The organism is Alcaligenes sp. WGS1538 (assembly GCF_043187505.1).
In the GTDB taxonomy this organism is placed as follows: Bacteria; Pseudomonadota; Gammaproteobacteria; order Burkholderiales; family Burkholderiaceae_B; genus Alcaligenes.
The window spans coordinates 3276982-3303973 of record NZ_CP171109.1; the positions used below are offsets into that span (position 1 = coordinate 3276982).

The following is a 26992-nucleotide window of genomic DNA, read 5'->3' on the forward strand; positions in this document are numbered from 1 at the left end:
CGGGCGGGTTTATCCTGCCTGGGGCTTTCTTGTGGGGCTTCTTCGATTATCAAGGCCATTGCCGGCGGGGGAGCGCTCCGAGAGGCAAGCATTCTGCTGTTCGAGCGCGACGCTTATGGCTCGTCCGGGGGGCGAGCCATCGCGCGAGTTCAGAATGCGCCCGGAGCGATCCGCCGGCAAGGGCACCAGTGCGCAGCACCGGCAGGCAGCCAGCCCAGACTGTCCCCCAGGCTTCTTGAACGGCGTCTTTGCAAAGACCTGCTTGCTTATCAACCAGCCGATTCGCACCCCGCAACTAGGCGGGGAATCTTGTTCGCGCACCATCAGGCCCAAAAAAAGCCCGGCGAAAGCCGGGCCTTTGCTCGTCCGCGCCTGCAGGCGCATAAAGCCTTCTTTACTGCTGAGGAGCGTACAGATACAGCTCCACGCGCCGGTTCATGGCGCGGCCTTCCGCCGTGGCGTTGTCACCGATCGGCGAGTTCGGCCCGCGACCCTCGACCATCAGGCGGCCCTGGCCCACGCCTTGCTGGGTCAGGTAGTTGGTGACGGCGCTGGCGCGGTTCACGGACAGCGTCTGGTTGGTCTGGGCGGAGCCCGTGCTGTCAGTGTGACCGATGGCCTTGGCGCGCAGTTCGGGATGCTGGACCATGGCGCGCGCCACGCTGTCCAGCACCGGCAGCAGGGCCGGCTTCAGCTGGTACTTGCCCGTGTCGAAGGAGACGCTGCTGGGGATGTTGACACGCAGGCTGCCGTCGGGCATTTCCGTGACGTCCACGCCCAGGCTGGTCGCGCCGGACTGCTGGACATCTTTCTTGATGCCGGACCAGTTGTAGGCCGCAATGCCGCCGGCCAGGGCGCCGATGCCCGCGCCGATGGCCGCCGCCTTGCTGCTGTCCCCGATCAGGGCGCCCGGGCCCGCCCCCACGGCGGCGCCTGCCCCCGCTCCGACGGCAGTGCGCCCGCCCGTACCCATATTGTCCATGGTGCCGCAGCCGGCCAGAATGGCGAAAGCGCCTGCACATGCCGCCAATTTGGCAGAACGAATGGAAATTGTCATTCTTTTCTCCGTAATCTCGAAATTAAGTACAAGGGCCTATCGAGCGCCCCTATGCTAGCAAGGCGCGCATAGACTCGGTGTTACAGAATGGTTCCAAACACCTCTGTTAACAATTCTTGATCAAACGGACTGCACTTCACCTGCACGATGCCCGTCCCTGACGGGCACCGGACGGCCAGGACCTAGAACAACTCAGCGCCGGAACTGGCCACAACCTCCTTGTACTTCTTCAGGTCATTACTGACAAGCTCGCGGAACTGCTCCACCGTGCCCGGCTCGGCGTCCGAACCCATCACGGCCAGCGCCTGGCGCACGGACGGCTCGGTCAGCGCCTTGGCATAGGCATCGTGCAGCTTCTGCACGATGGGTTGGGGCGTGCCGCCTGTCACGAACACGCCGAACCAGGTCCCCAAATCGAAGGGCTGAACGCCTGCCTGCTCCATGGTGGGCACGTCCGGGAAGAAGTTGGAGCGTTCCGTCGTGGTCACGGCCAGGGCCTTGACCGAATCGGCCTTGATCAGGGGAGCGGCCGAGGCCAGGTTGTCGAACATGAAATGCACCTGGCCGGCCAGCAGGGCTGTCTTGGCCGGGGCGGCGCCCGCATAGGGCACGTGTATCGCATCGATCTGGGCGCGCGTGTTCAGCACGGCGCCAGCCAGGTGACCCGCGCTGCCGTTGCCGCCCGACGCGAAATTGAGCTGGCCGGGATGCTGCTTGGCGTAAGCCACCAAGTCCTGCACCGTGGCGATCTTGTTGTCCTGGGCGAATTCCTTGTTGACGATCAGGATGTTGGGCACCGAGGCCACAAGGGCGATGGGCTCGAAGCTCTGCACGGGATCGAAGGGGACGGTCTTGTACAGCCAGGGATTGATGGCATTGATGGCCACGGCTCCCATCATCAGCGTGTATCCGTCCGGCGCCGCCTTGGCCACGATGCTGGCGCCGATATTGCCGCCGGCGCCCGACTTGTTCTCCACGACCACGGTGCCCAGGTCGCCCTTGACGCGCTCGGCCAGCAGGCGCGCCATGCTGTCCAGCGGGCCTCCAGGTGGATACGGCACCACGAACTGGATGGGTTTGGAGGGAAAGGCATCTTCGGCCATGACGGCGGGCGCGGCCATCATGGCGGCGACTCCCGAGGCGGCCAACAGCCACTTGCGTGCACAAAACATCGAACTATCCTTCAAGTAAAAAAATTAAGCGGCGCCTTCGGCTTGCTGCCCCCAAGGGGGCGCTTTTTGTCTTGGGTGATGCGGCATTCCGACGGCCCGGCGACAAAAACATGCCTGCGCACAGCGCAAGCGTAAAACCACGCAGGCTCAGTGAATGATCTGGCTGAGGAATTCCCGCGTGCGCTCGTTCTGGGGAGCGTCAAAAAACGCATCCGGCGCATTCTGCTCGATGATCTCGCCCTGGTCCATGAAAATGACCCGGTCGGCCACCTTGCGCGCAAAACCCATTTCGTGGGTGACGCACAGCATGGTCATGCCGGTTTGGGCCAGCTCGACCATGACCTCCAGCACTTCCTTGACCATTTCCGGATCCAGCGCCGAGGTGGGCTCATCGAACAGCATGATTTTAGGCTCCATGCACAGCGAACGGGCAATTGCCACGCGCTGCTGCTGGCCGCCGGAGAGCTGGCCGGGATATTTCTGGGCCTGTTCGGGGATGCGCACGCGCTCCAGGTACTTCATGGCCATGGCCTGGGCCTGAGCCTTGGTCTTGCGCAGCACCCACATGGGCCCCAGCGTCAGGTTCTCCATGACGGTCAGGTGCGGGAACAGATTGAAGTGCTGGAACACCATGCCCACATCGCGGCGTATGGCCTCGATCTGGCGCAAGTCATTGGTCAGCTCCACGCCGTCCACGACGATCCGGCCCTGCTGGTGCTCTTCCAGCCGGTTGATGCAGCGGATCAGGGTGGATTTGCCCGAGCCGGAGGGCCCGCAGATCACGATCCGCTCTCCCCGGCCCACGTCCAGATTGATGTCGCGCAGCACGTGGAACTGTCCGTACCACTTGTTGACGTTCTTCAGCTCAATGATGGCCTCTGCCATGCAAAACTCCTAGTAGGGTCGGCCGCGGCCCGCACCTGGCGCGCCGCGGCCTGTCTCAGCGTTCATACCCGGTCTGCAGCCGGCGCTCCAGGGCGCGGCTGTAACGGGAGATCGAATAGCAGAACACGAAGTAAATCAGGGCGATGAACAGATAGGCTTCGGTGCTGAAGCCGCGCCAGGCCGCATCGGCCAGCGCCACCTTGGCGGCCTGGGTCAGGTCGAAGATGCCTATGATCACCACCAGGGAGGTGTCCTTGAACAGCGAGATGAAGATGCTGACCAGCGGCGGAATCACGATCTTGAGCGCCTGCGGCAGCACGATCTTGCGCATGGTCTGCCAGTAGCTCAGGCCGATGGACTCCGCGCCCTCGTACTGCCCCTTGGGGATGGCCTGCAGGCCGCCGCGCACGGTCTCGGCGATGTAGGCGGCGGCGAACAGGATGATGGCGATCTGGGCGCGCAGCAGCTTGTCGATATTGAAGCCTTCGGGCATGAACAGAGGCAGCATCACCGAGGACATGAACAGCAGGCTGATCAGGGGCACGCCGCGGATCAGCTCGATGTAGACCACGCACACGGCCTTGACCGCCGGCAGGCGCGATGTGCGCCCCAGGGCCAGCAGCAGCCCCAGCGGAAAGGCAAAGGCAATGCCGAAGGTGGCCAGGATCAGGGTCAGCGGCAAACCGCCCCACAGGCTGTTCTCCACGTAGCTCAGGCCCAGCACGCCGCCCCACATCAGCACGCCCACCACGGTCAGGCCGGCCAGCCACAGCAGGGGCAGCCAGGGCTTCCAGAACCAGCTCACGCAGCTGCACACGATCAGCAGCGTCAGCAGGATGGAGGCCAGCAAGGGCCGCCACTGCTCGTCGTAGGGATAGATGCCGAACAGGATCAGACGGTGCTTCTCGCGAATGAAGGCCCAGCAGGCTCCGGCGCTGGCACGGCAATCCTGGGCTGTCCGGGCGTCGAAATTGGCCTTGATGAACAGCCAGTCCACCAGGGCGGGCACGGTCATCAGCAGCAGCCACACCACCAGGACGGTCAGGATGGCGTTCAGCGGCGAGGAGAAGAGGTTTTCGCGCAGCCAGCCGATCGGGCCGCGCTGCAGCGGCGGCGGGGCCGACAGGGTCGAGGTGTTCTGACTCATTAGCGCTCCACCAGGGCGATGCGGTTGTTGTACCAGTTCATGAAGATCGAGATCGACAGGCTGACGGTCAGGTAGGCCGCCATGATGATCAGGATGCCCTCGATCGCCTGGCCCGTCTGGTTCAGCGTGGTGTTCACCACCGATACGATGTCCGGATAGCCGATGGCCACGGCCAGCGAACTGTTCTTGGTCAGGTTCAGGTACTGGCTGGTCATGGGCGGCACGATGACGCGCAAGGCCTGCGGCAGAATGACCAGCCGCATCATGCGGCTGCGGGTCAGGCCCAGCGCCTGTGCGGCCTCCCATTGCCCCTTGCCCACGGCCTGTATGCCCGAGCGCACGACTTCGGCCACGAAGGCCGAGGTATAGATGATGAGCCCGGCCAGCAGCGCGGCGAATTCAGGCGACAGGGTCAGTCCGCCCGCGAAGTTGAAGCCGCGCAGCTCGGGCACGTCCAGCGCGATCGGCGCGCCGCTGAGCAGCAGTGCGGCGGCCGGCAGGACCAGCAGCAGAGCCGCGCTGGCGCGCGCCACCGGGAAGATGCGGCCGGTCTGCTCCTGGCGGCGGCGCGCCCAGTGCGCCAGCAGCACGACGGCCACGATGGCCGCCCCCAGGCCCAGCAGCAGCCAGTTCAGGCCGTCGCCCTGCAGCGTGGGCAGCTTCAGGCCGCGATTGGACAGGAACACGCCGCTGACCGGATTGAGCGCCTGGCGGGGGCCGGGCAGCGCCTCGGTGATCAATGCATACCAGAAGAACAGCTGCAGCAGCAGCGGGACATTGCGCATCACCTCCACGTACAGGCCCGCCAGCCGGGAGATGAGCCAGTTCCTGGACAGGCGCGCGATGCCCAGCACCGTGCCGATCAGGGTGGCGGCGACGATGCCGATGACCGAGACCTTGAGCGTATTGATCAGGCCCACCAGGATGGCGCGCCCGTACGTGTCGGACGGCGTATAGGCGATGGAGGACTCGCCGATGGCAAAGCCCGCCTCGCGGTCCAGGAATCCAAAGCCTGTGGAAATATTGCGCACCGCCAGATTGTGCAAGGTATTGGAGACCAGATACCACACACAGAAGCCCAGCATGCCCAGGATCAGGACCTGGTAGATGATGCCGCGCGTGAACGGATCATTCCAGGACAGGCGGCGGCGCGGCGCCTGCGGAGCCGGTGTGTTTTGTGCCATAGCGTAAAACCCGTGTTAGCAGCACTACGCGTAGCCCTGCGAGATGGCCCGCGCCCCGCCGTCGGCAAGGCGCGGAAACAGATGGTGAAGATGTGGAATCTTAACGCACTGGCCACCCGTACATCAGTCCGCCGTCTCGCCATTGGGCGTTCAGGCCGCGCTCGAGCTTGAGCGGCGTGTTCTTGCCCAGGTTGCGCTCGAAGCTTTCGCCGTAGTTGCCCACCTGCTTGATGATGTTGTAGGCCCACTTGTTGTCCAGCTTCAAGCCCTTGCCCAGTTCTCCGGACACGCCCAGGATGCGCTGCACGTTCGGATTGTCGCTCTTGGCCTTCTCGTCCACATTGGCGGAGGTGATGCCGTATTCCTCGGCCTCCAGCATGGCGTTCAAGGTCCAGCGCACCAGCGTGAACCATTCATCATCGCCCTGGCGCACCATGGGTCCCAGCGGCTCCTTGGAGAGATCCTCGGGCAGGATGTCGAAATCATCCGGCGAGGCCTGCGCAGCGCGCATGGAGGCCAGCTGGGACTTGTCGGTGGTGAAGGCGTCGCAGCGCCCGGAGGTGAAGGAGCGCATGGCCTCTTCGGGGTTGTTGATCACGACCGGATTGAATTTGATGTTCTGGGATCGGAACCAGTCGGCCAGGTTCAGCTCGGTGGTGGTGCCGGGCTGCACGCAGACCGCGGCGCCGTCCAGCTCCTTGGCGCTTTTGACGCCCAGCGCCTTCTTGACCATGATGCCCTGGCTGTCATAGTAATTCACGCCCGCGCTCATCAGGCCCAGGGTGGTGTCGCGGGCGATGGTGGCGGTCGTGTTGCGGGTCAGCACGTCCACTTCGCCCGATTGCAGGGCGGTGAACCGCTGCTGCGTCGTCAGGGGGGTGACCTTGTACTTGGCCGCGTCGCCAAAGACGGCGGCGGCGATGGCGCGGCAGGCGTCCACGTCTATGCCCGACCAGGCGCCCTTGCTGTCAGCCAGCGAAAAGCCGGCGATGCCGGTGGATATCCCGCACTGGACAAAGCCCTTCTTCTTGACTGCGTCCAGGGTTTCACCGGCTTGTACGCTGGCGCCAAATGCCATCAAAGCCACACCGCATGCAATGGTTTTCACGAACCTCATGGTATGTCACCTCCTGTTTACTTTTGGTAAATGGATGCAGATTACAATTGCAGCTAAGCTGTCGGTATCCAATCGTAAGACCAGTGTTGCGAAACAAGTATGGGGAATTTCCCTCTTATGGAACCACGGCCGGCCATGTTTGGCCCGGCGCTTTGACGCCGGCCCGCGCCGGGTCGCCATTGGGGCGTCCCGGACAGACTTACCTTTGATTTTCCATCGCGATGATCGAGTTCCAACACGTTTTCAAGTCGTATGGCCGCGGCAGGAATATTCTTGCCGACATCAACTTCCGCATCCAGGCCGGCGAATTCATCTTCGTCTCGGGCCCCTCGGGAGCCGGCAAATCCACCTTGCTGCGCCTGATCGGCGGCCTTGAGCCGCCCAGCCGCGGCTCCGTGCAGGTCAACGGACACCGCCTGGACAAGCTGTCGGCGCGCGCCCGCCCCTACCTGCGCCGCGCCGTGGGCGTGGTGCTGCAGGATACACACCTGCTGTACGACCGCAGCGCGCTGGCCAACGTCACCCTGCCGCTGGCGGTCGTGGGTCTGGACCCGCGCACCGCCCAGGCGCGCGCCCGCGCCGCCATGGAAAAAGTGGGCCTGCGCGGCAAGGAGGACCTCAATCCCGTGGAGATGTCCGGCGGCGAACAGCAGCGCCTGGCCATCGCCCGGGCCATCGTCAACCGCCCGGCCATCCTGATCGCGGACGAACCCACCGCCAACCTGGACGCCGACAACGCCAAACGCATCATGGACGTCTTGATGGATTTCAACCGGGTCGGCGTGACCACGCTGATCGCCTCCCATGACCTGAAGCTCATGGCCCGCTACGCCCGCCGCACCCTACTGATCCAGGACGGGCGCTTCTCCGACCATCCGGGGGTGCTGGCATGACACGCTGGCTGCGACACCATCAATACGCCCTGCTGGTGGCCCTGCGCCGCCTGAAGGTGCAGCCCTTCTCCTCGCTGTCCAACCTGGTGGTCATCGCCCTGACGCTGGCCGTGCCCATCCTTGGCGCCGCCATCCTGCTGGCCGCGCAACCCGTGGTGCGCGAGATCCCGATCTCCCCCGAAATGACGGTCTTCATGAAACAGGACGCCAAGCTGGAGCAGGCTCAGGACTTGACGGCCCGCATCCGGCAGGAGTTCGAACCGCTGCTGGCCGAAACACGCCTGGTCAGCAACGAGCAGGCGCTGCGCCAGCTCAAGGGCAACCCCACCTGGGCGGACGCGCTCGCCGTGCTGCCCAGCAACCCCCTGCCCCATGCCATCGTCCTGACCCTGCACGAGGCCCCCGACCTGGCGGCGCGGGCCGACACCCTGGCAAAGGACATCCAGGGCCGCGAAGGCGTGGACAGTGTGCTGCTGGACAGCGAATGGGTGCAGCGCCTGGAGGCCATCCTGCGCTTCATCCGCATCGGCCTGTGGATCCTGATGGCCGGCGTGGGCGTGGTGGTCATCGCCACCGTCTTCAACACCGTGCGCCTGCAGGCCCTCAGCCAGCGCGAGGAAATCGCCGTGGCGCGCCTGGTGGGCGCGACCGAGGCCTTCGTGCGGCGCCCCTTCCTGTACATGGGCGCGCTGACCGGCCTGCTGGCCAGCGCCCTGGCCTGCGGCTTGGCGCTGCTGGCCCTGACGCCCCTGAACCAGGCGCTGTCGCGCCTGGCCGCCAGCTACGGCGTGCCGCTGCAACTGCGCCTGCCCGACTTCTCGCTCCTGCTGACCGCCGCCGTCCTGGTCGCCATCCTGGGCGCCCTGGCCGCTCGCTGGTCCGTCACCCGCACCACCCAATACTGATGTCCCTACCCGAACCCTGTACGCGCGGCCTGGCCGGCCGCGTGGTGGCCTGGCAGAAAGAGGCGGGCCGCCACCATCTGCCCTGGCAGCACACCCGGGACCCCTACCGGGTCTGGCTGTCCGAGATCATGCTGCAGCAGACCCAGGTCGCCACTGTCCTGGGCTACTACGAGCGTTTTCTGGAACGTTTTCCCACCGTGCTGGATCTGGCCGCCGCCAGCCAGGACGAAGTCATGCCCTATTGGGCCGGCCTGGGCTACTACGCCCGCGCCCGCAACCTGCACCGCTGCGCGCGCGAGGTCGCGGAACGCTGGCAGGGCCGCTTCCCCGGCACAGCGGCGGAACTGGCCGGGCTGCCCGGCATAGGCCGCTCCACGGCCTGCGCCATCGCAGCCTTCTGTTTCGGCGAACGCAGTCCCATCATGGACGGCAACGTCAAGCGGGTTTTCACGCGCTACTTCGGCATCTATGGTCCGACGCAGAAGAAGGCCGTGGAGAACGCGCTGTGGGACAAGGCGCAGGAGGTGCTGGCACAGGCGCCGGCCGATCTGGACATGGCGGCGTACACGCAAGGCCTGATGGACCTGGGCTCGCAGTGCTGCACGCGCAGCAAGCCGACCTGCAGCCTGTGTCCCCTGCAATCGGACTGCTACGCCCATACCCGCCAGGTGCAGGCCGAGCTGCCCAGCCCCAAGGAGCGCACCCGCCAGGACGAGCGCTGCTGCCACGTGCTGATCCTGGAGCAGGACGGCCGGCTGCTGCTGGAACAACGCCCCGACAAAGGCATCTGGGGCGGCCTGCAGACCCTGCCCCAATTCGACGACGAACAGGCCCTGCACGCGGCAGCGCGGCGCTGGTCGAACCAGGAGCCCGTGGTCCTGGCCTCGTTCCAGCATGTGTTTTCGCATTTCAAGCTGCACATCACGCCCTGGCTGCTGGAAGCCGACGACCCCGTACTGGCCGAGCCCGCCGCCCGGCAGCGCTGGCTGGAACTCGACGGATTGCGCGACGCCGCCCTGCCCGCGCCCATACGCAAGCTGCTGGACGGCCTGTACGGCGTGGGCGAGGCGCAATTGACGCTGGAATAGCGGCGCGCCCCCCGATGCTGAACAGGCGCTAGGGCCTGCCCGGCCTGTGGTGGCTGATGCTCATCAGCATCCCGCAGGCCACGCCCAGGGTCATCAAGGCCGTGCCGCCGTAGCTCAGGAACGGCAGGGGCACGCCGACCACGGGCAGGATGCCCGTCACCATGCCGATGTTCACGAATACGTAGACGAACAGCATCATGGACATGGAGCCGGCCAGCAGGCGGCTGAACTGCGTCTGCGCGGCCACGGCGATCGTCAGTCCGCGCACGATGAGCAGCGCATACAGCACCAGCAGCATGATGCCGCCATACAGGCCGAATTCCTCGGCGAACACGGCGAAAATGAAGTCCGTGGTGCGTTCAGGCACGAAATCCAGGTGGGACTGGGTGCCCATCATGTAGCCTTTGCCATAGATGCCGCCCGAACCGATGGCGATCATGGACTGGATGGTGTGAAAGCCCTTGCCCAGCGGGTCGCTGCCCGGGTTGAGCAAGGTGCAGACGCGGTGCTTCTGGTAGTCGTGCAGGACCACCCAGTCCAGGTCCGGCACGCAGATCTGGTCTTCGTAGTAGAGCAAGGCGCTGATGCCCAGGATCAGCACCAGGAAGATGGGCACCAGCAGGCGGAACGACAGGCCTGCGAAATAAATGACGCAGAAACCGGCGCCGAACACCAGCAGCGCGGTGCCAAGGTCCGGCTGGCGCACGATCAGCAGGAACGGAATCATGAGCAGCACGCCGGCCACCAGGAAGTCCATGAAGCGCATGCGCGAGCCCTGGTGGCGATCGAAATACCAGGCCAGCATCAGCGGAACCGAGATCTTCAGCATCTCCGAAGGCTGGATGCGCGCCACGCCCAGGTCCAGCCAGCGGGTGGCGCCCTTGCTGGTCTCGCCGAAGAACTCCACGCCCAGCAGCAGCACCACGCCCAATGAATACACATAGGGCGCCAGGCGCATCCACAGCGGCGGAGGGATCAAGGCGGCCAGCCACATGACGCCGAAGGCCAGCAGGAAATTGCGCGTCTGGTCGGCAAAGCGCCAGTCGGTGCCGCCCACGGCCGAATGCATGACCGTCAGGCCCAGCACCGTCATCAGCAACAGCAGCAGCAACAGGGGCCAGTCGAAGGCGTTGATGGCTTTCAAGCCCCATTGAAGAAGACGTTTCATTGCAGATGCCCCCGCTCGACCAGCCAGTAATCAAACACCTGGCGCGCCACGGGCGCCGCCACCGAGCCGCCCCAACCGGCGTTCTCCACGATCAGCGCGACGGCGATCTTGGGATTGTCGGCCGGCGCATAGGACATGAACAGGGCGTGATCGCGCAGGCGTTCATCGATGGCATTGGCGTTGTACTTGGCTCCGCGCAGGCTGAACACCTGGGCCGTGCCGGTCTTGCCGGCGGCCTGGTAGGCCGCGCCCGCGAACGCGCGCCGGGCGGTCCCCATGCGCACCACGTCCACCAGCGCGCGCTTGACCACGTCCAGGTTGGCCTGCTTGAGGGGGATGACCTCGGTATCGATGCGCACCGGCTTTTCGACGTCCGGATCATGCGGGTTGACGATCTGGCTGACCAGGTGAGGCTTGCGGGAGATGCCATTGTTGGCCAGCACGGCGGTGGCGTGGGCCAGTTGCAGCAGGGTGAAGGAGTTGTAGCCCTGGCCCACGGCCACCGAGATGCTCTCGCCCGCATACCAGCGCTGCTGGGCGGGCTTGCGATAGGCCTGGCGCTTCCATTCGGTTGACGGCAGGATGCCGCGGCGCTCGCCGTCCAGGTCTATGCCGGTGTATTGGCCGAAGCCGAACTGCTTCATGAAGTCGTGCAGACTGTCCACGCCGATCTCCGGCCCCAGCGAATAGAAATAAGTGTCCGAGGACACCACCAGCGCGCGGTGCATGTCCGTGGCGCCGTACACGGCGCCGCCCGCGTTGCGGAAACGCTGCCCGCCGAACTCGAAGTAGCCGGGGTCGGGCAGGCGATCGGTGGCGTTGCGCTTGCCCAGTTCCAGCGCCGCCAGCGCCACGAAGGGCTTGTAGGTGGAGCCGATGGGATAGGTGCCGTACAAGGGACGGTTGATCAGGGGGTGGTCGGGCGAATCATTGAGCTTGCGCCAGTTTTCGACGTCGATGCCGTCGATGAACAGATTGGGGTCGAAGGAAGGCGCCGACACGAAGGCCAGCACTTCTCCGGTGGCCGGCTCGATGGCCACCAGGGCGCCGCGGCGCCCCTTGAACTGGGCCTCGGCCACCTTCTGCAAGCCTATGTCCAGCGACAGTTTCAGGTTGGCCCCCGGCACCGGATCCACACGGCTGAGCGTGCGCACCGGGCGCCCCGAGGCCGCCACTTCGACTTCCTCGATGCCGGTGCGGCCATGCAGGGTCTGCTCCCAGGTCTTTTCGATGCCCTTCTTGCCGATCACGCTGGTGCCCCGGTAGTTGCCCGTCTGGCCCGTCTCTTCCAGACGCGTCTGGTCGGCCTCGGAAATGCGGCCCACATAGCCAATGACATGGGCGGCCGCCTCGCCCTGCGGATATTCGCGCACCCAGCGCGCCTGCAGGGTCACGCCGGGAAACTTGTAGGCGTGGGCCGCGAACCAGGAAGCCTCGTCGTCATTCAGGTTGTTGCGCAGCATGCTTTCCGAATAGCGGCTGTTCTGCGCCACGCTCTGCTTGAAGCGGCGCCGGTCGCGCGAGCTGAGCTCCACCAGCTGCCCGACCTTGTCCAGCATGTCGTCCACGGGCTCTTCGAGATTGGCGGGCACCACCGACAGGGTGTAGTCGCGGTAGTTGCGCGCCAGCACCACGCCGTTACGGTCCAGGATCTCGCCGCGCCGGGGCGTGATGGGCACCACCGCGATCCGGTTCTGGTCGGCGCGCGCGGCAAAGCCTTCGTAGCGCACCACCTGCAAATACCACAGGCGCACGCCCAGCACGCTCAGCAGCAATGCGGCCAGGATGGCGGCCACCATGGCGCGGACCAGCATCCGCTGGCGTTGCTGGTGGGTGGTTTTCTTGAATTCGAACATGGCCGCCGCTCCGTTCAGGGCGAACCGGAATCGGTCTCGTCATGACGCCGCTGCGGCAGAAAGAGCACACTGTCGGCCAATGGCCAGAGCGCCGCCGTCAGCAGGACGGCGCCGGCCCAGTCCCAGCCCGACCATTCTCCCATCAGCCAGGCGTGCAGCACGCGCACCACGAGCTGGGCGAGCAGCATGACGGGCAGCATGTGCAGCACGTGGGTCCACATGCCGAAATGCAGCATGCGCCGGCGCAGCACCAGGGCGCCGTACACCACCAGCACGTAGCTGAGCGCATGCTCGCCCAGCAGGCTACCGTCGTGCACGTCCACCAGGATGCCCAGCAGAAAGGCCAGCGACATGGGCACGCGGCGCGGTTCGTGCACGGCCCAGAAGGCCAGCACCAGCATCAGCAGGTCGGGCGCGAAGGACCACAGCCGCCAGGGCAGCATGGAGGACAGCCACATCAGCAGGATGGAGCCCCAGACCAGCCAGGGGCTGGAAGCCCGGGAAAAGGGGCTGCTGTCGATGGGCTGCAGACTGCTCAGGGATGAATGCCGCGCCCGCCGGGACTGCGTATCCGGGGATTCAGGGCGATTCATGGTCTGGCTTGTCCTGTTCAAAAGGGGGTTCGCTCTCGGGCACGAGCAGGATCAGGAAGTGGCGATAGCGTTCCGGATGCGAAAGCGGCGAGACCAGCGCCAGGGCGAATCCCGAGGCGTCGTCCCGTTCGATGCGGTCCACCGTGCCCACGGGCAGGCCGGCCGGAAACAGACCGCCGATGCCGCTGGTGATGAGCGTGTCGTTCTCCTGCAGGTCCACGTCGGCCGTCAGGTAGCGCACCTCCACCTTGCCGCCCGGATTGCCGCCGAAGGCGATCAGGCGCAGGCCGTTGCGCAGCACCTGCACCGGCACCGACACCTTGTCGTCGGTGATGAGCGCGGCCTCCGAGGTGAAGCGCGTGACGCGCACCACCTGGCCGACCACGCCGCCCTCGTCGATGACCGGCATGCCGGGACGGATGCCGCTGGAGGAACCCTTGTTGAAGATCAGGTGTCGGGCATAGCCGTTGGGCGGCTCGTACAGGACCTCCACCGCCACGGAAGGCTGGGTGACCGCATCGGCCACCTGCAGCAGGCGGCGCAATTGCTCGTTTTCCGCCGACAGCTGGGCGGCATGGGTGGAGAGCTGGGCCAGCTCGATGCGCTGGCGTTGCAGCGCTTCTTTTTCAGAGCGCGCCGTGGAGGCCGCGTCGGTCCAGCTACTGAAATAGCTGACCAGGTCGCGCGGGGCGAGCATCACGCGCTGGAAGGGATAGAGCACCGCCGCCACGGCCTGGCGCACCGGCTCGAGCACGGCCAGGCGAGCGTCGGCCAGCATCAGGCCCAGCGCCAGCACGACCAGCGCGGCCACGCGCAGCTCGGCGGACGTGCCGCGCCTGAAAAGCCGGATGGAGCCTTGTTCTCGCATTACTCAAGCACTCGGACGCTTGCCCCCAGGGCACGGACCGCCCGGGGAGCTGAGCAGGGATCAGTCGTAGATGAATACGGATTCCAGGCGCTCCAGATGCTCCAGCGCCTCGCCGCAACCGCGCACCACGCAGGTCAGGGGATCCTCGGCCACCACCACGGGCAGGCCGGTCTCTTCCTGCAGCAGGCGGTCCAGATCATGCAGCAGCGCGCCGCCGCCGGTCAAGACGATGCCCTTGTCGGTGATGTCGGCGCCCAGTTCGGGGGGGGTCTGTTCCAGCGCGGTCTTGACGGCCGAGACGATCTGGTTGAGCGGATCGGTCAGGGACTCCAGGATTTCGTTGGAGGAGACGGTGAAGCTGCGCGGCACGCCTTCGGACAGGTTGCGGCCCTTGACTTCGATCTCGCGGATCTCGGTGCCGGGGAAGGCCGAGCCGATCTGCTTCTTGATGAGTTCGGCGGTGGGCTCACCGATCAGCATGCCGTAGTTGCGGCGGATGTAGTTGATGATGGCTTCGTCGAACTTGTCCCCGCCCACGCGCACCGAACCCTTGTACACCATGCCGCCCAGGGAGATGATGGCCACCTCGGTGGTGCCCCCGCCGATGTCCACGACCATGGAGCCGCTGGCGTCCGAGACCGCCAGGCCCGCGCCGATGGCGGCGGCCATGGGTTCCTCGATCAGGTAGACTTTGCTTGCGCCGGCGCCCAGCGCGGATTCCTTGATGGCGCGGCGCTCGACCTGCGTGGAGCCGCAGGGAACGCACACGATGATGCGCGGGCTGGGAGCGAACATGCTGCGCGGATGCACCATGCGGATGAACTGCTTGAGCATTTGTTCGGTGACCGTGAAGTCCGCGATCACGCCGTCCTTCATGGGACGGATGGCTTCGATGTTGCCTGGCACCCGGCCCAGCATCTGCTTGGCCTCGTGGCCGACTGCCTGAATGATTTTCTTGCCATTGGGGCCGCCTTCGTGGCGGATGGCTACAACGGACGGTTCATCCAGTACGATACCCTTGCCGCGTACGTAGATAAGGGTATTGGCCGTACCGAGGTCGATTGCCATATCGCTGGAAAAGTAACTGCGTAGGAATCCGAACATGGGCGCGCAACGTGTAAAGTGTTTGGGAGATGGGCAGGTAAATTCGGCGCGGAACTCAAGCGTGAAACGGCAGGCACAAGAACCAGGCAACGAATTCAAAAATACCTGGGAAGGAAACGGTCAATGATAACTTATAATTGGTCTGCACTAGGACTGTTTTAATGGTCAGTTAAGTTCTGTAACCTTCACATTTCCCATAAAAGCGCGAATCTGTCGCCAACTGACAGGCCTCCGCCATTTTTTATTACTTATTTTCGACTACGACCCCCATGTCCATCACTCAACAGGATGTTGCCCGTATCGCGCAACTGGCGCGCATCGATTTATCTGCCGAACAGACCGTCCAGGTCGAGCAGGATCTGACGCGCATCCTGGGGCTGATCCAGACCCTGCAGACCGTCGACACCACCGGCGTCGAACCCATGGCCCACCCCTTGTCCGCGCACCAGGAGATCAGCCTGCGCCTGCGCGAGGACCAGGCGCTGCCCACGGGAACGGTGCACAGCCGCCAAGCCATGATGCGCAACGCCCCCGCCGAACAGGACGGCCTGTTCCTCGTGCCCACGGTCATCGAATAAAGCAGAACCATGTCTTTCTCCCCTGAATTCGCCTCCATTGCCACCTTGCGGCAAGCGCTGCAAGCCAAGACCATCAGCGCCCGGGAACTCGCCCAGCACGCGCTGGAGCGCAGCGCGCGCCGCCAGGACCTGAACGCCTTCGTGCAGCAGCAACCGGCCCTGACGCTGGCCCAGGCCGACGCGGCCGACGCCCTGATCGCGCAGGGCAAGGCCGGTCCGCTGACCGGCATCCCCATTGCCCACAAGGACCTGTTCGTCACGCGCGACTGGCGCACCACCGCCTGCAGCAAGATGCTGGGCGACTACGTCAGCCCCTTCGACGCCACGGTGGTCGAGAAGCTGCAGGCCGCCGGCGCGGTCTCGCTGGGCAAGCTGAGCTGCGACGAGTTCGCCATGGGCTCGCGCAATGAAAGCTCCATCTTCGGCCCCGTGCGCAACCCCTGGGACAGCAGCGTGATCCCGGGCGGCTCCTCGGGCGGCTCGGCCGCCGCCGTGGCCGCCGGCCTGGTGGCCGGCGCCACCGCCACCGATACGGGCGGCTCCATCCGCCAGCCCGCCGCCCTGTGCGGGGTCAGCGGCATCAAGCCCACTTACGGCACGGTATCGCGCTTCGGCATCATCGCCTACGGCTCCAGCCTGGACCAGGCCGGCCCCATCGCCCGCAGCGCGCGCGACCTCCTGGACCTGCTGGAGGCCATGTGCGGCTTCGATCCGCATGACGCCACCAGCCTGGAATTCTGCGACGACCAGCCCAACACGGGCGAGCGCATCCGCAAGCAGTTCGAGCAGCACGCCGCCCAGTACGACGCGCAAGGCAGCCAGCCCCTGAAGGGTCTGCGCATCGGCGTGCCCGCCCAGTTCTTCGGCGAAGGCCTGGATCCGGCCATCGCCGCCGGCATCGAATCGGCCCTCAAGACCTACGAAAGCCTGGGCGCGGAACGGGTCACGGTGCAGTTGCCCCTGACCGAGCTGTCCATCCCGACCTATTACGTCATCAGCCCGGCCGAGGCCTCCACCAACCTGTCGCGCTTTGACGGCGTGCGCTACGGTCACCGCGCCGAACAATACACCGACCTGGCCAGCATGATTTCGCGCTCGCGCTCCGAAGGCTTCGGCCCCGAAGTCGTGCGCCGCATCCTGGTGGGCACCTACGTGCTCTCGCACGGCTATTACGATGCCTATTACCTGCAGGCGCAACGCGTGCGCCGCATGATCGTGGACGATTTCCAGAAAGCCTTCGCCCAGTGCGACCTGATCCTGGGCCCGGTCACCCCGACGCTGGGCCGCAAGATCGGCGACGCCACGGACGACCCCACGGCCGACTGGCTGGGCGACATCTACACGCTGGGCGTGAGCCTGGCCGGCCTGCCCGCCATGTCCATCCCCTGCGGCCTGAGCGGCGGCGACAAGCCCCTGCCCATAGGCCTGCAGATCATCGGCAACTACTTCCGCGAAGGCCAGCTGCTGGCCTTCGCCGACCGCTTCCAGCAAGCCACCGACTGGCATCAACGTCAACCAGGACAAGAATGATGGAATGGGAAATTGTCATCGGGCTGGAAACCCACGTTCAGCTCTCGACCGAATCCAAGATTTTCTCCAGCAGCAGCACCCGCTTCGGCGCGCTGCCCAACACGCAGGCCAATGAGGTCGACATGGCCCTGCCCGGCGCGCTGCCGGTATTCAACCGCGGCGCGGCCGAACGGGCCATCCGCCTGGGCCTGGCCGTGGGCGGCCGCATCGCGCCCCGCTCGGTCTTCGAGCGCAAGAACTACTTCTACCCCGACCTGCCCAAGAACTACCAGATCAGCCAGATGGAAATCCCGGTGGTGTCGGGCGGCACGATTTCCTTCATGGTCGGCGACGAGGAAAAGACCGTCAATCTGACTCGCGCCCACCTCGAAGAGGACGCCGGCAAGTCGCTGCACGAGAACTTCCGCGGCCCGCACGGCGAGTCCTCCACCGGCATCGACCTGAACCGGGCCGGCACCCCGTTGCTGGAAATCGTATCCGAACCCGAGATGCGCTCGGCCGCCGAGGCCGTGGGCTATGCGCGCGCGCTGCATAGCCTGGTCGTCTGGCTGGGCATCTGCGACGGCAACATGCAGGAGGGCTCCTTTCGCGTGGACGCCAACGTCTCGGTGCGCCCCAAGGGCCAGGCCGAGTTCGGCACGCGCTGCGAACTGAAGAACATCAACTCCTTCCGCTTCCTGGAACGCGCCATCCAGTACGAAGCCCGGCGCCAGATCGAACTGATCGAGGACGGCGGCAAGGTCACGCAGGAAACCCGCCTGTACGACGCCGATCGCGACGAGACGCGCAGCATGCGCAGCAAGGAAGACGCGCACGACTACCGCTACTTCCCCGATCCGGACCTGCCGCCATTGATCATCGGCGCCGACTGGATCGAGCGCGTGCGCCAGGACATGCCCGAACTGCCGGCCCAGAAAAAGGCCCGCTTCGAGCGCGAATTCGAACTGAGCCGCTACGACGCGTCCCAGCTCACCGTGGACCGGGCCACGGCGGACTTCTTCGAAGCCGTGCTGCAGGCCGGCTCGCCCGCTCACGCCAAGCTGGCCGCCAACTGGATACTGGGCGAGCTGTCCGCCACCTTGAATCGCCAGGAACTGGACATCGCCCGGTCGCGCGTCAGTCCTGCCCAACTGGCACAGCTGATCGCCCGCATCGCCGACGGCACCATCTCCAACAAGATCGCCCGCGACGTCTTCACCGCGCAATGGGAAGGCGAACTGGACGGCGATGTGGACGCCATCATCGAGGCCAAGGGGCTGAAGCAGATCAACGACGCCGGCGCCATCGGCGCCATGGTCGACGAAGTGCTGGCCGCCAATGCCGACATGATCGAACAGTACCGCGCAGGCAAGCAGAAAGCCTTCAACGCGCTGGTCGGCCAGGTCATGAAAGTCGCCAAGGGCAAGGCCAACCCCCAGCAGATCAACGACATGCTCAAGCAGAAGCTGGACGCCTGATCCGCCGGACGCCCCCAACGGAAAACACCAGGCCGCGCGCCTGGTGTTTTTCTTTGCAGACCTTGGGCGAAGCCGCCTTTTTTCATTCTCTTCACCATCGTCAATAAAAAGCATTAGCCAGAATTGTTATAAGCAAGCGAAGTTTTCGTATTTCACGAGGTCCTCGGACACATGCTGAAATACTTTCCATGGGAAACCCGCCGCTCACGAGCAACCCGCTCCGCCCGGCCCCCGCCTATGGCCCGAGACAAGCATTCGGGCCTTGTTTCTTACTGGAAGCCTCATGAAAACGTCTTTCAAGCTGTTTGCCTCTCTCGCCCTGTCCCTGGTCGCGGGCCTCGCCCATGCCGACCGCCTGGAGGACATCAAGAAGTCCGGCGTGCTGACCATCGCCGCCTTCGACAGCAACCCGCCTTTTGGCTTCGTGGACGCCAAGACCCGCCAGATCGTGGGCCTGGACGTGGACTTCGGCAAGGCGCTGGCCGACAAGCTGGGCGTCAAGCTCGCCATCCAGCCCACCAACCCCGCCAACCGCATCCCGCTGCTCAGTTCCAAAAAGGCCGACCTGGTCGTGGCCAACTTCACCATCACCGAAGAGCGCGCCAAGCAGATTGATTTCAGCATTCCCTACTTCGCTTCCGGCCAGCAGTTCATCGCCAGGAAAGGCACGCTGAGCTCGCCCGAACAGCTCAACTCCCTGCGCATCGGCGTGGACAAGGGCACGACCAATGAAATCGTGCTGCGCGAGAAATTCCCCGGCGCCACGCTGGTCGCCTACGACGACACGCCCTTCGCCTTCACGGCCCTGCGCAACGGCAACGTGCAGGCCATCACGCAGGACGGCCCCAAGCTGATCGGCCTGCTGGCCAACGTGCCCGACAAGGACAAGTACGAAATCCCCGCCTTCTCCATCTCGGACGACCTGATCGGCATCGGCATCCCCAAGGGTGAAGACAATCTGAAGAAATTCGTGGACGCCACCCTGCTGGAGCTGGAGCAAAGCGGCAAGGCCGACGAGATCTACAACCGCTGGTTCGGCCCTGACACCGCCACGCCGCTGGCCCGCCTGTACAAGATCGGCCAGGCCAAGTAAGCCGCGCTGCGCTGACCGGACACGCTGCCCACCCCGGCCCGGCCGGGCGTGGGCGGCGTCTCTTCCATCGGGCGGCTCCGGCGGCCCTGCTCTCTTATCATCATGTTCGCTGTCTCCGACTGGCTGGCGCCGCACTATGTGGGCTGGCTGCTGAAAGGCTTCTACCTGACCTTGTGGCTGTCCGCCCTGGTGTCCGTGGTCGCCACGGTCCTGGGCTTTTTCATCTGCCTGGGGCGCCTGTCGCGCCACCGGCTGCCCTCGTGCCTGAGCCGCGCCTACCTGAGCCTGTTCCGCAACACGCCGCTGCTGATCCAGCTGTTCTTCTGGTATTTCGGCGCGTCCGGCCTGATGCCCGAACACTGGGTCGCGTGGCTGAACACGCCGCACCGCATCGAGCTGGCAGGCGTGCCGCTGTCCTGGCCCAGTTTCGAGTTCCTGGCCGCCCTGTGGGGATTGAGCCTGTACACGGCGGCCTTCATCGCCGAGGAGCTGCGCTCGGGCGTGCAAGGCGTGCGCGCCAGCCAATGGGCGGCCGCCCGCTCGCTGGGGCTGGCGGACTTCCAGATCTGGCGCTGGATCGTCATGCCCCAGGCGCTGCGCAACGCCTTCCCCTCGCTGCTGGGACAGTACATGAACACCATCAAGAACACCTCGCTGACCATGGCCATCGGCCTGGCCGAGCTGTCCTATGCCTCGCGCCAGGTGGAGACCGAGAGCCTCAAGGCCTTCCAGGCCTTCGGCGTCGCCACCGCGCTCTACATCCTGGCCGTCGCCCTGGTGGAAGCGGGCGGACAATACCTGCAGCGGCGCCGCTATCAGGTCTGGGGAGGACAGCGATGAACCTGCACGTCATCCAGGACAACCTGCTGTACTTCATGGTGGGAGCCTGGCCCTACGGTCCGCTGGGCGGCGCGGCCCTGACGCTGATCCTGAGCCTGAGCAGCGCCCTGTCCTCCGCCGTCCTGGGATTGGCGCTGGGCGTGGCGCTGTCGCTGACGCGCGGCCTGGCGCACCAGGGCCTGGTGCTGGTCCTGGGCTTTTTTCGCGCCATTCCCGTGCTGATGCTGATCTTCTGGACCTACTTCCTGCTGCCCATGCTGTTCCAGATCGACATCCCGGGCACCGTCACCGTGGTCTGCGCCCTGTCGCTGATCGGCGGCGCCTACCTGGCCCATGCCGTTCATGCGGGCATACGCAGCCTGCCCGCCGGCCAATGGCAGGCCGGCCTGGCCCTGGGCCTGACACGCCGCCAGCTGATGCGCTGGATCATCCTGCCGCAGGCCCTGCCCATCATGCTGCCCTCCTTCATCAACCAGTGGGTGGCCCTGATCAAGGACACGTCGCTGGCCTATGTGATCGGGGTGGCGGAACTGTCTTTCGTCGCCACCCAGGTCAGCAACCGCGAGATGATCTATCCCGTGGAAATCTTCCTTTTCGTGGCCCTGGTCTACTACCTGTTCTGCAGCGGCCTGCAAGCTTTGGCCGACCTGGCGGCGCGCCGCTGGCAGCCCGGGCGGCACGCGCGGTAAGAGCCGCCGCAGCCTGTGTTCTCTCCTGAGGGACGAGCCTCTGCCATCATCGCCAAAATACCCTGCTGCACAAACGGCACCATCACAACGAGCCCGCTGCGCAGCTGCCGCCCATTCGGCCTGGCCGATAAAAGAAAAACCCCGGCCTGGGCCGGGGTTCTGCTGGTCGGGCAAGGATCAGACGCCGTAGCGATCCCGGTAGGCCTTGACCTGCGGCGCGTGGGCGGCCAGGGTCTGGTCGTCGGCGAGCAGATCCATGATGTCGGCCAGGGACGCAATGCTGATCACGGGAATGCCGTAGGTCTGCTCCACTTCCTGCACGGCGGAATGAGCCGACAGCGCATCATCGGCGCCCGCGCGCTCCATGCGGTCCAGGGCGATCAGCACGGCGGCCGGCTCGGCGCCGGCGGCCTTGATGATCTGCATGGATTCGCGCACCGAGGTGCCGGCGGTGATCACGTCATCGATGATCACGACCTTGCCCTGCAGGGGCGCGCCCACCAGCGTGCCGCCTTCGCCATGATCCTTGGCTTCCTTGCGGTTGAAGGCGAAGGGCACGTCACGGCCATTGGCCTGAGGGTGCTCGGCCAGGGCGATGGACGTCGCGGTGGACAAGGGAATGCCTTTGTAGGCGGGCCCGAACAGCATGTCGAAGGGCACGCCCGAATCCAGCAGGGCCTGGGCATAGAAACGCGCCAGCTGGCCCACGCTGCGGCCGGTGTTGAACAGGCCGGCATTGAAGAAGTAGGGGCTCAGGCGGCCGGACTTGACCTTGAATTCACCAAAGCGCAGCACGCCCTGTTCCAGGGAGAAGCGCACGAAATTGCGACGATTATCTTGTTTGGCCGACATGACAGAATAGGTAATTGAAAAAACAGCGCCTATTTTACAGACTTGGCGGCGCGCGTCCTGTCCTGGCCGCCAAACCATTCGAGCAGGAAGTCGATGAAACTGCGCACCTTGGGCGTCAGGTAGCGGCGGCTGGCGTAGACCGCATGCAGTTCCTGGGGCGTCTGCCGGTAATCGGGCAGCAGCCGCAGCAGACGGCCGCCGGCCAGATCGTCGGCCACCAGCCAGTCCGGCAGGTAGGCCAGGCCCAGCCCCTCCAGCACGGCGTAATACGTCAGGTTGGTGTTGTCGGACTTCATCGCCGGGCGAAAACGCAACAGTTCGCGTCCTTCAGGGCCGATGAACTCGAACCCATCCTGATGCAGGTAGCTGGGCGTGACCGCGGCAAGCCGCATCACGTCCACCGAGGTCAGCGGCGCCCCATGGCGCTCCACGAAAGCAGGCGAAGCCACCAGGTGGAACTGAATGGGACAGATATGGCGCGCGATCTGATGCGGCGAAGGTTCGCGCGTGACTCGCAGGGCCAGGTCGAATCCTTCAGCCACCAGGTCCACCTTGTGGTTGCTCAGACTCAGGTCCAGAACGACGTCAGGAAAGCGCTTCTGATAAGCGCTCAGGATCCGGGCAACCTGGGCGTTGGCGAACCACACCGGCGCCGTCACGCGCAGCACGCCTTGCGGGCTCTGCTCCGAGCTCAGCAAGGCCTCCTGCCCTTTCTGCAAGGTGTCCAGGGCCATCAGGCAGTAATCGAAATAGGTCTGGCCCAGTTCGGTCAGGCTCAACCTGCGGTTGCTGCGATTGAGCAGGCGCGCGCCCAGCTGCTTCTCCAGATGCGCCAGATGCTTGCTGACCATGGGCGCGGACATGTTCAGCCGTTGCGCGGCGGCGACGAAACTGCCTGCCGCCACGATCTCCCTGAACACCCGCAGGCTTTGAATGGTATCCATGATTTCCTTATAAGAAATCAATTGATAAAAAAACCACTATTCATTTCCAGATAGTAATTCAATAAGCTTTCAACATGCACCGACCGAGGGCATCCACAAGCTCAACCGTGGGCAGGGCCGACAATTATCGTCATACTATGGCCAGGCTCCCGTTCAGAAGCCTGGTCTACTGCCCTGTTCCATCGATGCCTTCATTTCTACAAAGGAATCATCATGAGCGCAGTTACTTCCCAATGGTCCCCCCGCGTACTCAGCATCCTGCGCATCGTCGCCGGCTATGCGCTGTTCACACATGGCTCGGCCAAACTCCTGGGTTTTCCCAAGGTGGACATGTTCGCCAACCTGCAGATCGCCTCGCTATATGGCGTGGCCGGGATTCTGGAATTGATCCTGGGCGCATTGCTGGTCATCGGCCTGTTCTCGCGCTTGGCCGCCTTCATCGCCTCGGGCCTGTGCGCCGCCGCCTATTTCATCGGCCACGTCAGCGCCAGCACCTTCTTCTTCCCCCTGCTCAATGGCGGCGAAGCCGCCGTCCTGTTCTGCTTCATCTTCCTGTACCTGGCCGTGGCCGGCCCCGGCTCCTGGAGCGTGGACTCGGCCCGCAACGCCGCCTGACCGTCCTTTCTTCTGAACGCCTCCCTGCCCGCTCGGGCAGGGACAGGAGCCATTCATGAGCATGCCTACCTATTTCATCTCGCATGGCGGCGGACCCTGGCCGTGGATGCCCGAAGCCCAGGCCATGTACGCGCCGCTGCGCGCCGCCCTCAAGGATGTTCCCCGCCAGCTGGGACGCACGCCCAAGGCCATGCTGATGGTCTCGGCGCACTGGGAAGCGCGCGGCGACCATCTGCTGGTCGCCTCCGCGGAGCGTCCCGACATGGTGTACGACTACTACGGCTTTCCGCCCCACACCTACGAGATCCGCTACCCCGCGCCCGGCAATCCGCAATTGGCCGGCCAGGTGCGCGAGCTGCTGCAAGCCCAGGGCCTGCCCGCGCGGGAAGATGCGCAGCGCGGCTTCGACCATGGCGCCTTCGTGCCGGCCTATTGCATCTATCCCCACGCCAACGTGCCCATGGTGCAACTGTCCATCCATGGCGGCTACGACCCGGCCCTGCACTATTCGATCGGCCAGGCCCTGGCGCCCTTGCGCGAGCAGGACATCCTGATCATCGGCAGCGGACTGAGCTACCACAACCTGCGCAATATGGGCGCCGGCGGAGTGGAGCCTTCGGCGCAGTTCGACCGGTGGCTGGACCGGAGCCTGTCCCTGGACGATGCGGACCAGCGCCGCCAGGCCCTGCTGGACTGGGAGCAGGCGCCCGCCGCGCGCATCGCCCATCCCCGCGAAGACCATCTGGTGCCCTTGATGGTGGCAGTGGGCGCCGCCCACCACGAGGCGGCCCATCGTTTTCATCACGAGACCCAGGCCTTCGGCGGCCTGACCGTCTCCAGCTACCGTTTCGGCCAGGCCTGACGGCGAACCGGCGCGCCGCCACCTGACGCGGGGCGGCAATACGGGTTAAAGTGCTGACGCTACAAGGAGAATACCGCCGTGCTACGCGTCACATCATTAAACGTCAACGGCATTCGTGCCGCCTTCCGCAAGGGCCTGCCCGCCTGGCTCCAAGCCCAGCAGCCCCACATCGTGTGCATGCAGGAAATCAAGATCAGCGCCGCTGACCTGACCGACGACATGCGCCACCCCGGCCAGTACGAAGGCCATTTCCACCACGCCCAGAAGAAGGGCTACAGCGGCGTGGGGCTCTACCTGAGCCCGCGCGCCGAGGCCGTGACCGAAGGCATGGAATGCGAAGAGTTCGATGCGGAGGGCCGCATCCTGCGCGCCGATTGGGACAAGCTCAGCGTGATCAGCGCCTACCTGCCCTCGGGCTCTTCGGGAGACGAGCGCCAAAGCGCCAAATATCGCTTCCTGGACCACTTCGAGCAATGGATCGGGGATCTGATGCGCGAGCATCGCCAGACCGGCCGTGAATTCATCATCTGCGGCGACTGGAACATCGCGCACCGCGAAGCCGACCTGAAGAACTGGAAAGGCAACCTGAAGAACAGCGGCTTCCTGCCGGAAGAGCGCGCCTGGATGAGCAAGGTGCTGGGGGAACTGGCCTGGGTGGACGTATACCGCAGCCTGCATCCGGATACCACGGATGAATGCTATACGTGGTGGAGCAACCGGGGCCAGGCCTGGGCCAAGAATGTGGGGTGGCGCATCGACTACCAGATCGCCACCCCGGGTATTGCCGCCACGGCCTTGAAGGCCTCGATCTACAAGGAGGAGCGCTTCAGCGACCACGCTCCCCTGACCATCGACTACGACTGGGCTCTGTAAAGACGGGCAGGGTCCTCAACCTGCCTGCTCCAGCATGTAGCGCACCACGCCGCGCAATTGCTCGTCGCTAGCCTTGGCCGCGCCGCCGCGCGGGGGCATGGCGCCCTTGCCCTTGAGCACCACGTCCATCAGGGCGTCCTCGCCCTGCTCCTTCAAAGGCGTCCAGCGTGCCTTGTCGCCCAGGCGAGGCGCGTTGGCCATGCCCGAAGCATGACAGACCATGCAGGACGAACGGTACAGCTTGACGGCCTCGTCCTGATTCGCCTGAGCCGCCGGCACGGCGGCCATGATGACCAGTCCGGCCAGCATGGCGGAAACAATGGTGCTTGGACGATGACGGATTTTCATGTTCTTCTCCCTAGAGCGGGCGGCATGTCCTCATGCCGCCGCGTTGCTTGCCGAGTCAGTCTCAGGCCTTGATGGGGCCGGGAGGGCTGACCTGTTTCATCAGGTCATCGTTCCATTCGCCTTCCACCAGCACATGGCCGGCCGCGCCCAGTTCGAACGCCTCGATCAGGTTGTGGTTCACGTAGGCGTACACGCCTGGCTGCCTGAAGGTGTAGAGCGCCGCGCCCGCCGAGCCGCCGCGTATGAACCAGGTCTCCAGGTTCTTGGCGGGCGGATCGTCGAACTTGCCCAATTCCCAGACCCAGTCGCCGTGGCCGCCGATCAGGTGCGGCCGGGTGTCGCGGTTGGCCTGCGAGTGGATGAACAGCACCGTCTCGCCCACCTTGGCCTTCATGGCGCCATCGCCCGTCAGGGAGCCGACCTTGCCGTTGAACACCACATGGCTGGGGACCAGGCCGCGCATGGCCTCCGCCGTGTCGCCATAGCTTTCCGCCGCCGAGGCGTACTTCTTGAAGTTGCCTTTTTCATCGCGCGGGATGTACAGGTCGAATTCGCCTATGGTGTAGGCGCGGTCGTAATGCAGCGGATTGCCGGCCGAATCCTTCAGGCCGTCGCGCGGCAGCACCATGACCGTGCCGTGCATGCCCGCCACCACGTGCCAGGCCACCGAGCCTTCGGGTGCGCAGTGATAGATGAATGTACCGGTGCGATCGGCCTTGAAGCGCAGCGTGACCTGCTCGCCGGGGTTCACATTGGTGAGCTTGCCGCCGCCCAGCGCGCCCGTGGAGGCGTGGAAGTCGATGTTGTGCGGCATGGTGTTGGTGGCCGCGTTGATCAGGGTCAGTTCCAGGTAGTCGCCTTCATGCACCACCATGGTGGGGCCGGGCATGGAACCGTCGAACATCATGGCGTGCATGGTGGTGCCGTCGCGGTCGACGACGATTTCCTTTTCCTGGATGGTCATGGTGAACTCGACCACGCGCGGTTCGGGGCCGACCTTCTGTTCATGCGGATGCACCATGGGCGGCGCAACCAGGTCCACCTTGACGCGCTTGAGCTTGGCAATTTCCGCTTCGGTGCGCGGCGCCAGCCAAGGCGCCGACTTCCTGGGCGCCGCGGTCTCGCGCGCCTGCACTTGCGCCGCCAGCAAAGTCGTTCCGGCTGCCACGCCCAGGCCAGCGCTCTTCAAGAAATGACGACGTTCCATAGTACCTCCCGGTTTATCCAGGCTTGTAGCCTGTCGATTAGTGTTCTGCGGGTTTTGCAGTCCATGG

General features: G+C 65.0%; 27 protein-coding genes. 12 read left to right on the top strand and 15 right to left on the bottom strand.

The window, feature by feature from the left end; translation table 11 throughout:
• Positions 1-394 precede the first annotated feature (394 nt).
• The 6 genes from ACF3ND_RS15230 to ACF3ND_RS15255 form a co-directional block, all read right to left on the bottom strand.
• Positions 395-982 (bottom strand): OmpA family protein, encoded by a 588-nt coding sequence (locus ACF3ND_RS15230; protein ID WP_394065851.1) that lies wholly within the window; start codon positions 980-982, stop codon positions 395-397.
• A 257-nt stretch (positions 983-1239) separates the two neighbouring features.
• Positions 1240-2229 carry a Bug family tripartite tricarboxylate transporter substrate binding protein gene (locus tag ACF3ND_RS15235; protein ID WP_394061904.1) on the bottom strand — a complete coding sequence of 330 codons (990 nt, stop codon included), beginning with the start codon at positions 2227-2229 and terminating at the stop codon, positions 1240-1242.
• Positions 2230-2376: 147 nt separating this feature from the next.
• Entirely contained in the window at positions 2377-3114 is a 738-nt protein-coding gene (locus ACF3ND_RS15240) for an amino acid ABC transporter ATP-binding protein (protein WP_394061906.1), read from the bottom strand.
• A gap of 55 nt (positions 3115-3169) precedes the next feature.
• Entirely contained in the window at positions 3170-4261 is a 1092-nt protein-coding gene (locus tag ACF3ND_RS15245; RefSeq protein ID WP_394061908.1) for an amino acid ABC transporter permease, read from the bottom strand.
• Complete coding sequence (locus ACF3ND_RS15250) at positions 4261-5445, bottom strand: amino acid ABC transporter permease (protein WP_394061910.1); 1185 nt, start codon at positions 5443-5445, stop codon at positions 4261-4263. Before ACF3ND_RS15250 ends, ACF3ND_RS15245 begins: the two co-directional genes overlap by 1 nt.
• Positions 5446-5545: 100 nt before the next feature.
• Entirely contained in the window at positions 5546-6562 is a 1017-nt protein-coding gene (locus ACF3ND_RS15255; RefSeq protein ID WP_394061912.1) for an amino acid ABC transporter substrate-binding protein, read from the bottom strand.
• A gap of 221 nt (positions 6563-6783) precedes the next feature.
• Between ACF3ND_RS15255 and ACF3ND_RS15260 the strand changes: the two genes are divergently transcribed.
• The 3 genes from ACF3ND_RS15260 to mutY are packed head-to-tail and all read left to right on the top strand — an operon-like array spanning position 6784 to position 9448.
• Complete coding sequence (locus ACF3ND_RS15260; protein ID WP_394061914.1) at positions 6784-7455, top strand: cell division ATP-binding protein FtsE; 672 nt, start codon at positions 6784-6786, stop codon at positions 7453-7455.
• Entirely contained in the window at positions 7452-8360 is a 909-nt protein-coding gene (locus ACF3ND_RS15265) for a cell division protein FtsX (RefSeq protein WP_394061916.1), read from the top strand. The genes ACF3ND_RS15260 and ACF3ND_RS15265 overlap by 4 nt, the downstream gene beginning before the upstream one ends.
• A complete protein-coding gene (mutY, locus tag ACF3ND_RS15270; protein ID WP_394061918.1) occupies positions 8360-9448 on the top strand; it encodes an A/G-specific adenine glycosylase in 1089 nt (362 codons plus the stop codon). Before ACF3ND_RS15265 ends, mutY begins: the two co-directional genes overlap by 1 nt.
• Before the next feature lie 28 nt (positions 9449-9476).
• On the opposite strand, the gene rodA is transcribed toward mutY, so the two are convergent.
• From rodA to ACF3ND_RS15295, 5 genes are read right to left on the bottom strand one after another with little or no spacing between them, the layout of a single operon-like run.
• Positions 9477-10616, bottom strand: a complete 1140-nt coding sequence (gene rodA, locus ACF3ND_RS15275; protein ID WP_394061920.1) for a rod shape-determining protein RodA — start codon at positions 10614-10616, stop codon at positions 9477-9479.
• A complete protein-coding gene (gene mrdA, locus ACF3ND_RS15280; RefSeq protein ID WP_394061922.1) occupies positions 10613-12472 on the bottom strand; it encodes a penicillin-binding protein 2 in 1860 nt (619 codons plus the stop codon). Before mrdA ends, rodA begins: the two co-directional genes overlap by 4 nt.
• A 14-nt stretch (positions 12473-12486) precedes the next feature.
• On the bottom strand, positions 12487-13065 hold the full coding sequence (gene mreD, locus ACF3ND_RS15285; protein WP_394061924.1) for a rod shape-determining protein MreD: 579 nt from the start codon (positions 13063-13065) through the stop codon (positions 12487-12489).
• Positions 13052-13933, bottom strand: a complete 882-nt coding sequence (gene mreC, locus ACF3ND_RS15290) for a rod shape-determining protein MreC (protein ID WP_394061926.1) — start codon at positions 13931-13933, stop codon at positions 13052-13054. The genes mreD and mreC overlap by 14 nt, the downstream gene beginning before the upstream one ends.
• Positions 13934-13993: 60 nt before the next feature.
• Positions 13994-15037: a rod shape-determining protein gene (locus ACF3ND_RS15295; protein WP_341667771.1), complete on the bottom strand. Its 1044-nt coding sequence runs from the start codon at positions 15035-15037 to the stop codon at positions 13994-13996.
• A gap of 269 nt (positions 15038-15306) precedes the next feature.
• Here ACF3ND_RS15295 and gatC point away from each other — a divergent pair, with 269 nt between their 5' ends.
• From gatC to ACF3ND_RS15325, 6 genes are all read left to right on the top strand, one after another.
• On the top strand, positions 15307-15615 hold the full coding sequence (gene gatC / locus ACF3ND_RS15300) for an Asp-tRNA(Asn)/Glu-tRNA(Gln) amidotransferase subunit GatC (protein WP_394061929.1): 309 nt from the start codon (positions 15307-15309) through the stop codon (positions 15613-15615).
• Positions 15616-15624: 9 nt separating this feature from the next.
• On the top strand, positions 15625-17145 hold the full coding sequence (gene gatA / locus ACF3ND_RS15305; protein ID WP_394061931.1) for an Asp-tRNA(Asn)/Glu-tRNA(Gln) amidotransferase subunit GatA: 1521 nt from the start codon (positions 15625-15627) through the stop codon (positions 17143-17145).
• Positions 17145-18602 (top strand): Asp-tRNA(Asn)/Glu-tRNA(Gln) amidotransferase subunit GatB, encoded by a 1458-nt coding sequence (gene gatB / locus ACF3ND_RS15310; RefSeq protein ID WP_394065852.1) that lies wholly within the window; start codon positions 17145-17147, stop codon positions 18600-18602. The genes gatA and gatB overlap by 1 nt, the downstream gene beginning before the upstream one ends.
• A 283-nt stretch (positions 18603-18885) precedes the next feature.
• The gene (locus ACF3ND_RS15315; protein WP_394061933.1) at positions 18886-19695 is read left to right on the top strand and encodes an ABC transporter substrate-binding protein; all 810 of its coding nucleotides are present in this window, start codon (positions 18886-18888) and stop codon (positions 19693-19695) included.
• Between the two features lie 102 nt (positions 19696-19797).
• A complete protein-coding gene (locus ACF3ND_RS15320) occupies positions 19798-20535 on the top strand; it encodes an amino acid ABC transporter permease (RefSeq protein ID WP_394061935.1) in 738 nt (245 codons plus the stop codon).
• Positions 20532-21224, top strand: coding sequence for an amino acid ABC transporter permease (locus ACF3ND_RS15325; RefSeq protein ID WP_394061937.1), 693 nt, complete (start codon positions 20532-20534; stop codon positions 21222-21224). Before ACF3ND_RS15320 ends, ACF3ND_RS15325 begins: the two co-directional genes overlap by 4 nt.
• A 177-nt stretch (positions 21225-21401) precedes the next feature.
• On the opposite strand, the gene pyrE is transcribed toward ACF3ND_RS15325, so the two are convergent.
• Together pyrE and ACF3ND_RS15335 are read right to left on the bottom strand one after the other, a co-directional pair.
• Positions 21402-22076: an orotate phosphoribosyltransferase gene (gene pyrE / locus ACF3ND_RS15330; RefSeq protein ID WP_394061939.1), complete on the bottom strand. Its 675-nt coding sequence runs from the start codon at positions 22074-22076 to the stop codon at positions 21402-21404.
• A 29-nt stretch (positions 22077-22105) separates the two neighbouring features.
• Positions 22106-23020: a LysR substrate-binding domain-containing protein gene (locus ACF3ND_RS15335; RefSeq protein WP_394061942.1), complete on the bottom strand. Its 915-nt coding sequence runs from the start codon at positions 23018-23020 to the stop codon at positions 22106-22108.
• A 213-nt stretch (positions 23021-23233) separates the two neighbouring features.
• On the opposite strand from ACF3ND_RS15335, the gene ACF3ND_RS15340 reads away from it, so the two are divergent.
• From ACF3ND_RS15340 to ACF3ND_RS15350, 3 genes are all read left to right on the top strand, one after another.
• Positions 23234-23635, top strand: coding sequence for a DoxX family protein (locus ACF3ND_RS15340; protein WP_394061944.1), 402 nt, complete (start codon positions 23234-23236; stop codon positions 23633-23635).
• A gap of 55 nt (positions 23636-23690) precedes the next feature.
• The gene (locus ACF3ND_RS15345; protein ID WP_394061946.1) at positions 23691-24497 is read left to right on the top strand and encodes a DODA-type extradiol aromatic ring-opening family dioxygenase; all 807 of its coding nucleotides are present in this window, start codon (positions 23691-23693) and stop codon (positions 24495-24497) included.
• 78 nt (positions 24498-24575) lie between these two features.
• Positions 24576-25370 carry an exodeoxyribonuclease III gene (locus ACF3ND_RS15350; RefSeq protein ID WP_394061948.1) on the top strand — a complete coding sequence of 265 codons (795 nt, stop codon included), beginning with the start codon at positions 24576-24578 and terminating at the stop codon, positions 25368-25370.
• Positions 25371-25385: 15 nt separating this feature from the next.
• On the opposite strand, the gene ACF3ND_RS15355 is transcribed toward ACF3ND_RS15350, so the two are convergent.
• The gene (locus tag ACF3ND_RS15355; protein ID WP_394061950.1) at positions 25386-25718 is read right to left on the bottom strand and encodes a c-type cytochrome; all 333 of its coding nucleotides are present in this window, start codon (positions 25716-25718) and stop codon (positions 25386-25388) included.
• A gap of 61 nt (positions 25719-25779) precedes the next feature.
• Positions 25780-26925, bottom strand: coding sequence for a copper-containing nitrite reductase (gene nirK / locus ACF3ND_RS15360; RefSeq protein WP_394061952.1), 1146 nt, complete (start codon positions 26923-26925; stop codon positions 25780-25782).
• Between the last annotated feature and the right edge of the window lie 67 nt (positions 26926-26992).